Raw genomic sequence first — 12,667 nt, 5'->3', positions numbered from 1 at the left:
TGGCTACTCGGGGGAAGTGGTGCGCCGGTGGACGAAATAGGGGGAGCGGACGAGCGCCACGAGCGCGTCGCCCAGCTTCAGCTTCGGGTCCGCGCGGAAGCTCCTGCGCATGTCCTCCAGCGTCCTGGCATCGACGGTGTCCTCGTCGCGGCCCATGACGTAGCGGAACAGCTGCAGCGGCACGCAGTTGGCCACGTCCGGGCTCTCCGACAGGAAGCGCGCGAGCGCGGCGCCGCCGGTGAACGGGTGCGTCCCGTCCTCGGTGACGACCGAGCCATTCGCGTCCACCGGCAGGCCGTTCTCCTCCGTGCGGTACTTGCCCAGGCCGTCGTAGTCCTCCATGCCGAAGCCGATGGGGTCCAGGTCGCGGTGGCAGCCCGCGCAGGCCGGGTTGTTGGTGTGCGCGGCGAAGCGGGCGCGCGTCGTGGCGGTGGGGTCCACCGCGGGCGGGATGATGATGATGGACGGCGGCGGCGGCGGCACCTCGCGGCACAAAAGGCGCGTGAGGACGAACTTGCCGCGGCGGATGGGCGAGCTGGAGTCGAACAGCGCGTACGTCGTCAGCACGCTGGCGTGCGTGAGGATGCCCACGCGGTTGGCCGGCAGCGGCACGCGGCCGATGGTGCCATCCGGCGTCAGCGTCGTGCCGTAGAACAGCGACATGCGCCCGTCCGCGAACGTGTAGTCGGCGCCGAGCAGCGTCTTGATGGACGCCTCCTCGTTGGCGAGCACGTGGTCGATGAACGTCAAGGTCTCCCGGCGGCTTGAGTCCTTGAACGCCACGCTGAAGTCCGGGAACACCTGGTTGTTCTTGTTCAGGCTCTCCAGGCCGGACAGGCCCAGCCACTCGATGACGAAGCGCTGCAGGTACTGCTGGGACTGCTTCGTCTTCAGCAGGCGGCGCGCGTGCGACTCGCGCACGTCCGCGGACTTGAGCACGCCCGCGGCGGCGGCGGCCGTCAGCTCCACGTCCGGCGGCGAGCCGGTGATGGCGAACGAAATCGCGGAGGCGATCTCCTGCTGCGTCAGCCACACGACCTGGTTGGCGGGCGCGCCGGACTCACCCAGCTCCGTGCGGTACAGGAAGGACGCCGACGTCAGCACGGCCTGGATGACATACTCGGCCGCGGCCTTGGGGCTCGTGTCCTTGCGGACCGCCTTCCACAGCTCGAGCAGGTCCGTCTCCTCCTCGGCCACCACGGGGCGCCGGAAGGCGCGGGCTCCCAGCGCGCGGATGAACGCGCGGGCACAGTCCTCCTCGTCCTTCCCCGCGGCGCACTCGTACTCGCTGGCCAGGTTGTTGGCGGCGACGGGCCCCCAGTTGCGCTCCGCCGCGCTGTCGAGCTGGTCCGCGAGCAGCGGCGTGACCTGCAACCGGTCATGCGTGGTGAAGCCCAACAGCGTGTCCTCGGGCGCGAACAGCTGCGCCATGGGCACCGGCGAGGGGTTCTTCACGATGGAGTAGACGCTGTTGTCGTACTCGGCGCGGGTGATGCGGCGCACGCGCGCGGGGGCTGCCTCCGTGACCTCTGGAGGGTCTCCGCCGGATGAGTTGCCTGAGCAGGAGGCGGTCACCAACAACAGCGCCGCGGGGAGGCAGTAACGGATGATTCGCATACGAAAGGCACCCTCTGAGCCAGCAGCCCCTGGAAACCCCCTCTTGAAGCGCCGGAACGCAGCGGAGTCTAACCGCGCGCCCTGTCGCGTCCTCCGGACTTTTTGGTGAGTTCAGTGAGGGCCGCGCTCCACGCTCTTCCAAGCCCGCGAGAAACACTCCCGCTCGCCCGACAGTGGCCTACGTCCACATCGCGCTCCACACGCGCAAAGCCTGCGCGCATGGAGTGGGAGTGGACCCACGCGACACCTGACCACCCACACGCGGCGCACCGGGTGGCTCGTGCTCCGAGCGGACGAGCACGCCGCGCGCGGGCGACAGGGATTGACTCAACCTGGACGCACGCGGTGCTCGACGCCCGAGGGGCCCGCGACGACGAGGTCCGTGACGAGGTTGAGGAACAGGCCATGCCCCACGACGCCCGCGCGCGAGTCCAGGCGCGCGGCGAGTGACGCGGGCGTGTCGATGGGACCAAAGGCGCAGTCGAGCACGAGGTTGCCCTGGTCCGTGTGGAAGGGACTGCCGTCCGCGCGAGTGCGCGGTGTCACGCGCGCGCCGAGCGACTCCAGGAACAGCCACTGCGAGCGCCAGCCGAAGGGCAGCACCTCCACCGGCACGGGCCAGTGCGTGCCGAGCCTCGGTGACAGCTTCGCCACGTCCGCGACGATGACGACGCGGCGGCTGGCCTGCGCGACAATCTTCTCGCGCAGCAGCGCTCCGCCGCCGCCCTTGATGACGGACAGCTCCGGAGCGACTTCGTCCGCGCCGTCGAGGGTGACGTCCAGCACCGGCTGCGCGTCCAGCGTGGTGAGCGGCACCCGCAGCTCCCGCGCGAGCGCCTCGGTGGCGAGCGAGGTGGGGACGCCGAGCACATCGAGCAGCAGCCCGCGCTCACGCCGCGCCGCCAGCGCGCGCACCACGAAGGCCGCGGTGCTGCCCGAGCCCAGGCCCACCCGCATGCCCGCATGGAAGAAGCGCTCCACCGCCGCTTCCGCCGCCTCGCGCTTGTAGCGCGCCGTCTGCTCGGCCGCGTCGTCCGCCATCACCCGCTCCTTCCTCACCTCGCGAGAGAAACGTACAACGCCCCCTCGCGCCCATCAGGGACAACCTGCTTCCCACCCCGCACGGGGACAGGGTGGGAGGCAGCCCGCACGGGCCCGCACCGAGCGCTCACCTGGCGGGTGGTGAGCGGATGGGGCTAGAAGCGGAACACGGTGGCGTCGAAGCCGCCCGCGTTGACGTTCCCGGGCAGGCTGCCCCAGGAGTAGCCCACGACGTACACGCCGCCGTCGGCGCCCACCGTCACCGCCTGGCCCCGGTCGGAGGCGCTCGAGCCCACCTGCCGCGTGCCCAGGGGCTTGCCCGCGGTGTCGTACGAGCTGACGAACACGTCGCTGCCACCCAGCACGACGTTGCCGTCCAGCGCGCCCGACGTGTGCCCCACCAGGTGCACGCGACCGTCAGCCCCCACCGCCACGCCCTGTGCGTAGTCCGTCGTGGTGGTGCCCAGCTGCCGCGTCCACTGCTTGTCGCCCGCCTCGTCGTACTTCACCAGCACGGCGTCGTAGGTGCCCACGCGGACATTCCCGTCGAGCGCGCCGAAGGTGTAGCCGGAGACGTAGGCCGCGCCGGACGCATCCACGGCGACCCCCGTGGCGTAGTCGTCACTGTTCGAGCCGAGCTGCCGCACCCACGCCTGGTTCCCCGCCACGTCGTACTTCGCCAGGAACAGGTCCACCGTGTTGTTCGTGGACGTGACGCCGTCGAGGCTGCCCTGCGTGTAGCCGGCCAGGTAGATCTCCTCGCGCGAGCTCACCGCCACGCCCAGGGCCACGTCGCCGCGCGAGCTGCCGAACTGGCGCATCCAGTACGGATTGCCGCCGGTGTCGAGCTTCGCCACCACCACGTCGTAGTTGCCCGGCGTCGGCGTGCCGTCGATGCGGCCCAGCGAATAGCCCGCGAGGAAGAGGCCGTCCTGTCCCGACGTGCGCGTGACGGCCAGGCCCGTGGCGAAGTCATCCGTCTGCGTGCCGTCCTGCCATACCCACTGGAGCACGCCCGATGCGCTGAGCTTCAGCACGAAGAAGTCCGTGCCGCCCTTGTTCACGTACGGCAGGAAGCTGCCCCAGGTGTAGCCGGCGACATAGACGTTGCCCGCCGCGTCCGCCGTCACCGCGAGCGCCCGGTCATTCATCGCCGTGCCCACCTGATGCACCCAGTGCACCTTGCCGTCCGTGCCCTGCTTCACGACGAACACGTCCTGTCCGCCCGCCGCCGGCGCTTCGCCGAACTGCCCGCCGGTGTGCCCCGCGACATAGACGGCGTCACCGACCGAGGCCACGGCCAGCGCCTGCTCATCCGCGGCGCTTCCGAACTGTCGTTGCCAGACGGGTGCGTTCAGGGCCTGGGCACTCGCCAGCGGTGCTCCCAGGATGGCCACCGCGCTCGCGACCGCACCTGCGCCACACCACCACTTCCGAACCATGGGCGACTCCTCTCGAGATGAAGGTTCCGCCCCGTACTCTGGCGCGGGGGAAGGCCCTGGCGCATCTCGCAAAGGACTCCGCACCTCCTGTCCGAAAGGTGCGACGCGGAGCGTTGTGCACTCCGCGTCCTTGCGGGGGCGCGCCGACGCGTGCCCCCCACTTCACAAGCTCAGATGTTCCAGCTGCCTCGGACACCCAGCATGACCGACCCGTACGGGCCGTCGTCCGCGTAGCCGAGCGGCGACGTCGTGGTGGGCAGCGGCGAGGGCAGCGTCAGCGTGGTGTCGCCCGAGCGCGTCGTGTAGCGCCCGACGGTCGCCGTCAGGAACGGGCCGAACGACAGGGAGTGACCCAAGCGCCACTTGCCACCCACCGTGACGTTGGCGAACTCGGGGCCCCGCGTGCTGCTCTTCAGCTTCAGGTTCGCCGCGAGCGGGCCCTGGGGTCCCTGCACCTGCGTGGGGCCGGAGTTCTCGTTGCGCAGGATGACCATGCCGAAGCCCAGTCCGACGAACGGGTCGAACGAGGCCGTGGGCGAGAAGTGATACTGGACCTGCGGACCGAAGCGAAGCTGCGAGGCGGCGCACTCCCAGCCCTCGAAGCAGGAGTACGGATTCTCCTTGGTCAAGATGTGCGTGTAGCTGCCGTAGGCGCCGATGAACCAGTTCGGCGTCACCCGGTAGCCCACCTCCGCCACCACGGGCACCGCGCCGTTGGCCGCGTCGCTGAGCTTCACATCACCGATGGTCTGATTCAGCCGCAGACCATTCTTGTAGACATACCCCACGCCTGCCTGGAACCCGAGTCCGACGGTGACTTCCAAACCTGTCGGCGCACTGTACGTCGCGACTTCCTGCGCGCTCGCGCCCGCCGAACCCAGTGCAACCGCTGCCGCCAGGGCCCAACTCAGCCTTCCCGTCATAAACCCCTCCGTCGAGTGGAGCGTTGAATCTAGAACAAGCCGCATCTCACAAGTAAGCCGCGTTGCGTCAGGGTGACAGTTGTGACGGTGGGTCAGCGATGACTGTCAGGGACGTGCACAATGCGGGGCATGAACGTCACCCTCGAACAGGCCCGGGCACTGGACGCATTGGCACGACACGGCACCTTCGCGGCGGCGGCCCAGGCGCTCGGAAAAGGGCACACGGCAGTGCTCTACACCCTGCGGACGCTCGAGGGACAGACGGAGCTGGAGCTGTTGGACCGGCGGGGCTACCGCACCCGGTTGACGGCCGCGGGCGAGCGGGTGCTGGAGCACTGCCGCAAGTTGTTGGCAGTTGAGCGCGACCTCGAGGCGACATGTGCGGAGATACGCGCGGGGTGGGAGCCCACGTTGCGAATCGTCTTCGACGGCGTCTTCCCGGCCGAGCCGCTGTTACGCGTAGTGAAGGCGCTGAGGGCGGAGGGCGCGGGCACGCGCTTCCACGTGTCGTCGGAGTTCCTCGCGGGCGTGGAGGCGGCCTTCACGCGGGACGACGCGGACCTCATGGTGTCGGTGCTGCCGCCCGCGCTGCCGGGGCTGAAGAGCTACGCGTTGCCGGAGCTGGAGGCGATGCTCGTGGCCCACCGCTCCCATCCGCTGGCGAGGCGGCGTCGCGGCGTCATCAGTGAGGAAGAGCTGTCCGAGCACCTGCTGCTCACGGTGCGTGGCTCGGACCCCCGGCTGCAGTTGAGCACGGTGTCGCTGGAGCTGCGCTCCACGGTGCACCTCAACGACTTCGCGGCGAAGAAGGCGGCCATCCTGGAGGGCCTGGGCTACGGGTGGCTGCCCGAGCACCTCGCGTCGAAGGAGCTGCGGCGCGGAGAGCTCAAGCTGCTCAAGCCCGCAAGCGGCTCCACGCACGCCTTCCTCCCCAAGCTCCACCACCGCGCGGGCGTGAGGCTGGGCCGCGCCGCGCGCCGCGTGGTGAAGGCGCTCACCGGCACCGAGCCGCCGCAGTAGCGCTACTTCGTCGCCGTGGTGCAGTCGCCCGACACGTTCGTCGCCGCGCGGCCGTCCACCAGGTTGTCGCTGAAGACGTTGTCGTCCGTCACCACCAGCTCCACGCCGCCGCTGCCGCGGTTGCACACCACCACCGCGCCCGCGCCCGCGCGGTTGCCGACGAACCGGTTGCCGCGCAGGGTGAGCCCGCGCGTGCCCACGTCCTCCAGGTAGACGGCCGCCGCCGGTCCGCGCGTCACGGTGTTCCCCACGAAGACGTTGCCCTCCACCAGGTCGTTGTTCGGCTGGAAGTAGTGCAGTGCCCCGCCGCCGCCCAGGTCGTAGATGCCCTGCGCGTTGGGCCACGCGAGCAGCGGGCGCTGCGCGAGCGAGCTGTCGGTGGCGCCCCGGTAGGCCTCCAGGACGTTGTCGCGGAAGGTGTTGCCGCGCACCACCGAGTCACGCCCGTGCGTCACGCACATCGCCCCGCCGCCCGCCATGGAGGACGTGCCGTCCTGCGCGAAGCGGTCCACGTCCCGGGTGCGGTTGTTCTCGAAGAGGGAGTCCTCCACGCGCGAGCCCACGGTGAACATCAAATCCAGCGCGCCGCACTTGGCGGACACCTCGTTGTCGCGGAACACCGCGTGGCGAATCGTCACCGGCCCCGGGTAGTAGGCCCACAGCGCGCCGCGCGTCCGGTCGCGGTTGCCGTTGTAGTCGTTCTTCTTCACCTTCTCGAAGACCATGTGCTCGAAGACGGGGTCGCCGTCGCCCACCGAGCCGTCTCCGAAGAAGTTCATCCCCCACCAGCCGTGGGGATTGGTGGAGGTGAAGAGCACGGGCTTGTCCGCCGTGCCGCGCACCTGGATGCCGCCGTACACGCGCACCTCCACGCGGCCCTCGTGGTGGTTCATCACGCTGTCGGCCGCGCCGGGGTCCACGTCGGCTTGCGTGACGTCGGGGCGCCCCTTGAAGTCGAGGATGACGCCCGGCTCCACCGTGAGCACCTGGCCCTTGGGGATGGTGACGACGCCCTCTGCGTCCCCGACGACGCGGTAGGGAGAGCCCGCCTCGGTGAGCGTGCCCGCCAGGGTCCCCGTCACCACGGTGCCGCCGTCTTCAGGGACCACGATGACGGGCCCTCCGTCACCGCCACCCGGAGTCCCTCCGTCCTCACCGCCGGGCACCACGCCGGGCTTCTCGGGCGTGGAGGAACACGCGGCGAAGGACAACCCCAGGACCACGGCCCACAAGAGGCGCTTCACGGACTCGGAGGCGGACAGGTGCATGGCTTCGCGCGCTAGCACGGCGCCGAGGCGCGCCGCAAACCGCGCCCGGGCTGATAGAAGCCCGCGCCATGGCGAACGACCTCCTCGTGCTCTCCTATTCGGGCTGTTCCACCTGCAAGAAGGCGCTGAAGTGGCTGGAGGCGAAGGGCCTCTCCCCTCGCGTGCGCCCCATCGTGGACGAGCCCCCCACCCTCGCCGAGCTGGACGCGTGGATTGCGAAGAGCGGCCTGCCCGTGCGCAAGTGGCTCAACACCAGCGGCCTGAGCTACCGGGCGCTCGGCAAGGCGAAGGTGGACGCGGCGAGCGAGGCGGACGTGCGGGCCTGGCTCGCCGCCGATGGCAAGCTGGTGAAGCGGCCGGTGCTCGTCACACCCTCGGCGGTTCTGGTGGGCTTCCAGGAGGAGGCCTGGGAGCGCGTGTTCTCCCAGCGAGGTTGAGGGCCGAGCAGCCGGGCGGGCGGACGTGCGCCCGTCCCTCGCGAAGCGCGGCCGCGCGTGAAGATTCCTCTCCATGGAATCCAGCACCAGGCGTCCGCTCGGAGAAATCCTCCTGGAGATGGGGGTGCTCAACCGCGCCCAGCTCCGGGTGGGGCTGGTCCACCACCACGAGACGCATGTCCCCCTGGGACGCGCGCTGGTGCGCGAGGGCGTGTGCACCGAGGCGGACGTGCTGCGCGGCCTGTCGGCGCAGCTCGGCGTGGGCGCGGTGGACCTGGACCTGCAACCTCCCGAGCGCGGCATGGCGGACCTGCTGCCCGCGCGCATCGCCCGGCAGTATCGCGCGGTGCCCCTGCGCGTGGAGCTGGTGCCCATGGAGCAGGGCGAGCGCGAGGTGCTCCACATCGCCCTGCCCGCCCCCGTGTCGCTGGAGGCCGTGGACGCCGTGCGCGCCGTCACCGGCAAGCCGCGCGTCGAGGCCTACGTGGCCTCCGACCCCGCCATCACCCGCGCGCTCTCCGAGCTGTACGGCTTCGAGGAGCCCGCCGAGCCCGCCGCCACGCCCGCGCCCGCCCCCGGTGGGCACCTGCTGCTCTACGGCTGGCCTCCCGTCACCGCCGTGCTCATCTCGCGGCAGCTGGCGCGCAGCGGCTTCCAGGCCCGGGTCGCGACCCCACTGGAGGTCCTCCACACCAGCGCCAACGACGTGGTGCTCGCGCCCCTGCAGGCCATGGAGGGACTGCTGGCCGACGAGGTCCACATCGAGGGCGCGCTCATCGTCCACGGCACGTCGGACGACGAGGGCTTCGAGCGGGCGCGGAAGCTCGGCGCGCGGGGCTTCCTCGCCAATCCCCGCGACGAGCAGCTGCTCCTGCGCGCGGTGCGCCGGCTGATTCCCGGCGGAGGCTCCTCCATCTCCGGTGAGTCCGGCTCGTCACACCACTCGCACTGACGAGGGTTCGGCGCGCTACCCCTGGAGCAGGCCCAGCGCGTCGAGCACCTCGGGGTACACCTTGCTCGCGAAGTAGCGCCCGCCCGCGATGGTGAAGTGCACGCCGTCGCTCATGCGCAGCTTCATCGGCTTCCTGAAGCCCTCGACGCGCGCCTGGAGCAGGGCCTTGCCCTTGGCGTCCGTGAAGTACGGGCGCGTGTCGACGTAGCGCGCGTCCGCGCGGGAGCCGATGACCTCGCGCTGGAGGCCCCGGATGAGGCCCAGCTTCTGCTCGAAGCGCTTGAGCCCCGTCGCCGGCAGCTCCAGCCAGATGATCTTCCGTCCCGGCGCGGCGAGCACGCTCGCGAAGGAGTCGATGCGCTGACGGTACGCATCCTCCCACTCGGGCTTGCCCCAGTGGACGGGCTTCTTGCCATCACGCTCCAGCAGGGACTGGCCATCGTTGCCCCCGAGGATGACCACCACCACGTCCGGCTGGTGGCGCTTCACCTCCTCCTCGCCCACGGCCATCCAGTCGAAGAAGTCCGGTCGGGCCAGCCCCGTGGAGGAGCGGGCGCGGCGCGACGCGCGAATCGTCGGATGCGCCTCCAGCCGGGCGAGCAGGTAGTCCCCGAAGCCCGTGGCGATGAGGCTGTCACCGAGCAGCAGCACGGAGCGCGGACGCTCGGCCGCGGGAGCCGCCGCGTCAGCAGGCGACGCTGGCGCCGCGAGCACGGCCTCGGACGCGGGGCCCGCATCCGGTCCGGAGGGAGCAGCCCAGGAGAGCCCGGTGGAGAACACGACGAGGACGACGAACCAACCCGTGAAGCGCTTCCGCATTCGGGCCGCACGCTAGCGGCACACCGCCGTCAGGTACACTCCCTTTCACGACGCCTCCCGGGCCCACCGCCCGACTCACGCCGCCGACACCTTCGGGGTGGACGTCAACCTCGCGAGCCACGGCGCCAGCAGCTCCGCGCAGGCCTCCGGGTGGGTGAAGTAGGGCACATGCCCCGCTCCCTTCAGCATGTGGTGCGGCGTCCCTGGCGGAAGCGATTGCAGCAGTCGCTCCACGGTGGAGGGGGGCACCAGCACGTCCCTGTCCCCCTGGATGCAGAGGCAGGAGACGTCCAGCCGTCGCAGCTCGGGCGGGTGGGCCTCGCGTTGGATGGCGAGCGCGCGATGCCACGTGGTGCCGCGCTCCACCACCGTCGTGGGGACCACCTCCGCCACCTGCCCGAAGGGAACCGGCTTCCACGCGGCCAGCCCCGCGGCGACCACGCCGGGCCGCGCCCACACGGCGATGGGGCCCATCATCCCGATGAGCAAGCCACGCACCCCCAGGTGGGTGGTGCGCGTGAAGGCGCCCAGGAAGGCCACGCCGCGAGCGACGCCCGCCGCCGCCAGGTGCGCGGCCACCATCCCACCGAAGGAGCTGGCCACCACCGCGTCCACCGGGCCCGCCGCGTGCGCCACCTGTCGCGCGAGCGCGCCCGCGCCCACCGCCGCATGCGCTCCTTCCGGATACTCGACGAGGACGGGACGACAGAGGGGTGACAGCGCCTGGGCGAGCGCGCGGAAGCCGGAGCCTCTCGCCCCCAGGCCGGGCAGCAGGAGCACCCTCGGCCCCTCGCCTTGCCCCACCTCTGTCAGCTGCACGTCCGAGCGCATCTCATTCCCTCGCGGTCGCGGCGGGGAACAGCGTGACGACGCCGCTTCTGCCCGCCTCCAGCGTGGACACCTCCGGCTCCGGGGCGGGCTGCTCCCGCGCCAGCCCCAGGAAGGTCCGGGTGCGCTCATGTCGGGGCCGCTCCAGCACCTGCGCGGGAGGGCCCTCCTCCAGGATGCGCCCGCCGTGCAGCACCAGGACGCGCGAGGCCAGCTCGCGCGCGAAGCGCATCTCGTGCGTCACCGCCACCAGCGTGAGCCCGTCCTCGCGAAGCCGCGACAACAGCGCCACCAGCTCGCCCACGCGCTCCGGGTCCAACGCGCTGGTGGGCTCGTCCAGGAGCAGCGCCTCGGGCTCCATCGCGAGCGCGCGGGCGATGGCCACCCGCTGCTGCTCACCGCCGGACAGCTCGGACGGGTAGGCCTCCTCGCGGTGGGACAGGCCGACCTTCGCGAGCAGCGCGCGCCCCAGCTCCGTGGCGCTCCTCGCGTCCAGGCCCCGCACGTGTCGGGGCGCCTCGATGACGTTGCCCAGCGCGGTGCGGTGCGCGAACAGGTGCCACTGCTGGAAGACGAAGCCCACGCGGCGGCGGATGTTGGAGACGGCGGCGCCGCTCGCTCGCGACGCACTGGGGCCGAGCACGTCGTCCCCCACCCGGATGCTGCCCGCGTCGAAGGGCTCCAGCCCGTTCAGGCACCGCAAGAGCGTGCTCTTGCCGCCGCCCGAGGGGCCCACCAGCGCCACCACCTCACCCGGCGCGAAGGCCGCGCTGATGCCATCCAGCACCATGCGCCCCTCGTACCGCTTGCACAGGTCCTTCACTTCAATCATCCGCGCGCCAACCTCGCTTCCAACCGCCTCGCCAGGAGGGACAGAGGGTAGCTCATCGCCAGGTAGAGCGCCGCGCACAGCGCCCCGGGCAACAACCAACTGCGAACATCCACCGCGGTAATCGTCATCCGCTTGGTGAGCTCCACGACGGAGATGACGGACACCAGCGAACTGTCCTTGAGCAGCGCGATGAAGTCGTTGGTGACGCTCGGCAGCGCCACCCGGAAGGCCTGCGGGAACACCACCCGGCGCAGCGCCAGCGGCGTGGACATGCCCAGCGCCAGCGCCGCCTCCATCTGCCCCCGGGGCACCGCCAGCACCCCCGCCCGGTACACCTCCGCCTCGTAGGCCGCGTAGTTCAGCCCCAGCCCCAGCACCGCCGCGCTCAGCGCGTCCAGCCGCAGCACGCCCGCGAGCCCGTAGTACAGGACATAGAGTTGCAACAGCACCGGGGTTCCACGGAACACCTCCACGTAGAAGGACGCCATCCCCGACAGCCACCGGGGCCCGTACAGGCGCACCAGCGCCAGCCCCACGCCCAGCGGCACCGCGAGCGCCATGGCGCCCACGGACACCACCAGCGTCACCAGCGCCGCCTGGAGGAACATCAGGCCCTGGCCCCAGCCGAGCTTCGCCGTGCTCGTCTGCGACAGCACCTCGCGCGTCTGCGCGTCGGTCCACTCCACCATCTTCTGCTGCTGGGCGCTGTCGATGTTCCACCGGGCGAAGATGCGCCGCAGCTCCCCCGAGCGCGCCACGTGCCCCAGCGCCACGTCCAGCGCCGCGCGCAGGTCCTCGTCCCCGGGCCGCACCGCGATGGCGTAGTAGCCCTCGCCCACGTCGCCCACCACGCGCAGTTGGGGCCTCGGCTGGCCGTAGCGCTGGGCGATGAGGTCGTCCATCAGCACCGCGTCCACCCGCCCCTGCTCCAGGTCGATGTAGGGCTCCTCCACGCCTTCGTACGGCACCGCCTGGATGCCCTCGCGCTGGAGCAGGTCCCACGCCTGCGAGTTGGCGAGCGTCCCCACCCTCCTGCCACGCAAGGACGAAAGCCCCGTGACGCTGTCGTCCTGCCGCCGGGCCAGGAGCCGCAGCTGGAAGATGAAGTACGGCCGGGTGAAGAGGATGCGTCCGCTGCGCGCCGGGGTGACTTCAATGCCGTTGAGCGCCACGTCGAACGAGCCCCGCTCCAGGGAGGGGATGAGGCTGGACCAGTCGTTCTGCACGAAGCGCGCGCGCACGCCCAGCTCCCGCGCCAGCGCGTCCGCCAGCTCCACCTCGAAGCCGCGCATGCGCCCGGGCACGTCCGGGTCCTCCATGGCGTACGGCTCGCCGCCCTGCGCGTCCGCGCCCCAGCGAAGCTCGCCTGCCCTCCGCACCCGCTCCAGTCCGGGCTCCTCCCGCTGGACGCAGGACGTCAACACCACCGCGAACACGAGCAGCGCCCCGCCCCTCCTCCACACACCGCTCACATCCATTTCAGGGACT

The 12,667-nt window shown here is 71.1% G+C and carries 12 protein-coding genes; 3 read left to right on the top strand and 9 right to left on the bottom strand.

The genetic code is table 11. The annotated features are described in order from the left end of the window. Positions 1–3 precede the first annotated feature (3 nt). The 4 genes from VZQ01_RS31200 to VZQ01_RS31185 all read right to left on the bottom strand — a co-directional run bounded on the left by VZQ01_RS31200 (position 4) and on the right by VZQ01_RS31185 (position 4,924). Positions 4–1,617, bottom strand: a complete 1,614-nt coding sequence (locus tag VZQ01_RS31200) for a DUF1588 domain-containing protein (RefSeq protein WP_426745434.1) — start codon at positions 1,615–1,617, stop codon at positions 4–6. A 327-nt stretch (positions 1,618–1,944) separates the two neighbouring features. Continuing rightward, entirely contained in the window at positions 1,945–2,658 is a 714-nt protein-coding gene (gene rpiA, locus VZQ01_RS31195) for a ribose-5-phosphate isomerase RpiA (RefSeq protein WP_426745433.1), read from the bottom strand. Between the two features lie 155 nt (positions 2,659–2,813). Beyond that, positions 2,814–4,100 carry an SBBP repeat-containing protein gene (locus tag VZQ01_RS31190; protein ID WP_426745432.1) on the bottom strand — a complete coding sequence of 429 codons (1,287 nt, stop codon included), beginning with the start codon at positions 4,098–4,100 and terminating at the stop codon, positions 2,814–2,816. 170 nt (positions 4,101–4,270) lie between these two features. Next, on the bottom strand, positions 4,271–4,924 hold the full coding sequence (locus tag VZQ01_RS31185) for a hypothetical protein (RefSeq protein ID WP_223745280.1): 654 nt from the start codon (positions 4,922–4,924) through the stop codon (positions 4,271–4,273). A 228-nt stretch (positions 4,925–5,152) separates the two neighbouring features. Here VZQ01_RS31185 and VZQ01_RS31180 point away from each other — a divergent pair, with 228 nt between their 5' ends. After that, positions 5,153–6,043, top strand: a complete 891-nt coding sequence (locus VZQ01_RS31180) for a LysR family transcriptional regulator (protein WP_223745279.1) — start codon at positions 5,153–5,155, stop codon at positions 6,041–6,043. Positions 6,044–6,045: 2 nt separating this feature from the next. Here the strand turns inward: VZQ01_RS31180 and VZQ01_RS31175 are convergent, their stop codons facing one another. Beyond that, a complete protein-coding gene (locus VZQ01_RS31175; protein WP_267699975.1) occupies positions 6,046–7,311 on the bottom strand; it encodes a right-handed parallel beta-helix repeat-containing protein in 1,266 nt (421 codons plus the stop codon). Between the two features lie 68 nt (positions 7,312–7,379). Here VZQ01_RS31175 and VZQ01_RS31170 point away from each other — a divergent pair, with 68 nt between their 5' ends. Together VZQ01_RS31170 and VZQ01_RS31165 are read left to right on the top strand one after the other, a co-directional pair. Further along, complete coding sequence (locus tag VZQ01_RS31170) at positions 7,380–7,748, top strand: Spx/MgsR family RNA polymerase-binding regulatory protein (RefSeq protein ID WP_141328238.1); 369 nt, start codon at positions 7,380–7,382, stop codon at positions 7,746–7,748. A gap of 73 nt (positions 7,749–7,821) precedes the next feature. Further along, on the top strand, positions 7,822–8,700 hold the full coding sequence (locus tag VZQ01_RS31165; RefSeq protein ID WP_408889578.1) for a GspE/PulE/PilB domain-containing protein: 879 nt from the start codon (positions 7,822–7,824) through the stop codon (positions 8,698–8,700). 15 nt (positions 8,701–8,715) lie between these two features. On the opposite strand, the gene VZQ01_RS31160 is transcribed toward VZQ01_RS31165, so the two are convergent. From VZQ01_RS31160 to VZQ01_RS31145, 4 genes are all read right to left on the bottom strand, one after another. Continuing rightward, positions 8,716–9,519, bottom strand: coding sequence for an SGNH/GDSL hydrolase family protein (locus tag VZQ01_RS31160; protein WP_223745276.1), 804 nt, complete (start codon positions 9,517–9,519; stop codon positions 8,716–8,718). A 75-nt stretch (positions 9,520–9,594) separates the two neighbouring features. Beyond that, a complete protein-coding gene (locus tag VZQ01_RS31155) occupies positions 9,595–10,350 on the bottom strand; it encodes an alpha/beta fold hydrolase (RefSeq protein ID WP_223781901.1) in 756 nt (251 codons plus the stop codon). A gap of 1 nt (position 10,351) precedes the next feature. Continuing rightward, positions 10,352–11,179 (bottom strand): amino acid ABC transporter ATP-binding protein, encoded by an 828-nt coding sequence (locus tag VZQ01_RS31150; protein ID WP_223781900.1) that lies wholly within the window; start codon positions 11,177–11,179, stop codon positions 10,352–10,354. Next, a complete protein-coding gene (locus VZQ01_RS31145) occupies positions 11,176–12,657 on the bottom strand; it encodes an ABC transporter substrate-binding protein/permease (protein ID WP_223781899.1) in 1,482 nt (493 codons plus the stop codon). Before VZQ01_RS31145 ends, VZQ01_RS31150 begins: the two co-directional genes overlap by 4 nt. Positions 12,658–12,667 lie beyond the last annotated feature (10 nt).

Source organism: Myxococcus faecalis (assembly GCF_050039385.1).
Taxonomy (GTDB): Bacteria; Myxococcota; Myxococcia; order Myxococcales; family Myxococcaceae; genus Myxococcus; species Myxococcus fulvus.
This window is presented reverse-complemented; position numbering and strand designations above follow the sequence as displayed.

What these genes read in the sequence shown, in the direction of transcription:
- VZQ01_RS31180 (WP_223745279.1), top strand. Translation starts at nt 5,153, where the DNA reads ATGAACGTCACCCTCGAACAGGCCCGGGCACTGGACGCATTGGCACGA.
- VZQ01_RS31200 (WP_426745434.1), bottom strand. Translation starts at nt 1,617, where the DNA reads ATGCGAATCATCCGTTACTGCCTCCCCGCGGCGCTGTTGTTGGTGACC.
- VZQ01_RS31145 (WP_223781899.1), bottom strand. Translation starts at nt 12,657, where the DNA reads ATGGATGTGAGCGGTGTGTGGAGGAGGGGCGGGGCGCTGCTCGTGTTC.
- VZQ01_RS31170 (WP_141328238.1), top strand. Translation starts at nt 7,380, where the DNA reads ATGGCGAACGACCTCCTCGTGCTCTCCTATTCGGGCTGTTCCACCTGC.
- VZQ01_RS31160 (WP_223745276.1), bottom strand. Translation starts at nt 9,519, where the DNA reads ATGCGGAAGCGCTTCACGGGTTGGTTCGTCGTCCTCGTCGTGTTCTCC.
- VZQ01_RS31155 (WP_223781901.1), bottom strand. Translation starts at nt 10,350, where the DNA reads ATGCGCTCGGACGTGCAGCTGACAGAGGTGGGGCAAGGCGAGGGGCCG.
- rpiA (WP_426745433.1), bottom strand. Translation starts at nt 2,658, where the DNA reads ATGGCGGACGACGCGGCCGAGCAGACGGCGCGCTACAAGCGCGAGGCG.
- VZQ01_RS31175 (WP_267699975.1), bottom strand. Translation starts at nt 7,311, where the DNA reads ATGCACCTGTCCGCCTCCGAGTCCGTGAAGCGCCTCTTGTGGGCCGTG.
- VZQ01_RS31190 (WP_426745432.1), bottom strand. Translation starts at nt 4,100, where the DNA reads ATGGTTCGGAAGTGGTGGTGTGGCGCAGGTGCGGTCGCGAGCGCGGTG.
- VZQ01_RS31165 (WP_408889578.1), top strand. Translation starts at nt 7,822, where the DNA reads ATGGAATCCAGCACCAGGCGTCCGCTCGGAGAAATCCTCCTGGAGATG.
- VZQ01_RS31150 (WP_223781900.1), bottom strand. Translation starts at nt 11,179, where the DNA reads ATGATTGAAGTGAAGGACCTGTGCAAGCGGTACGAGGGGCGCATGGTG.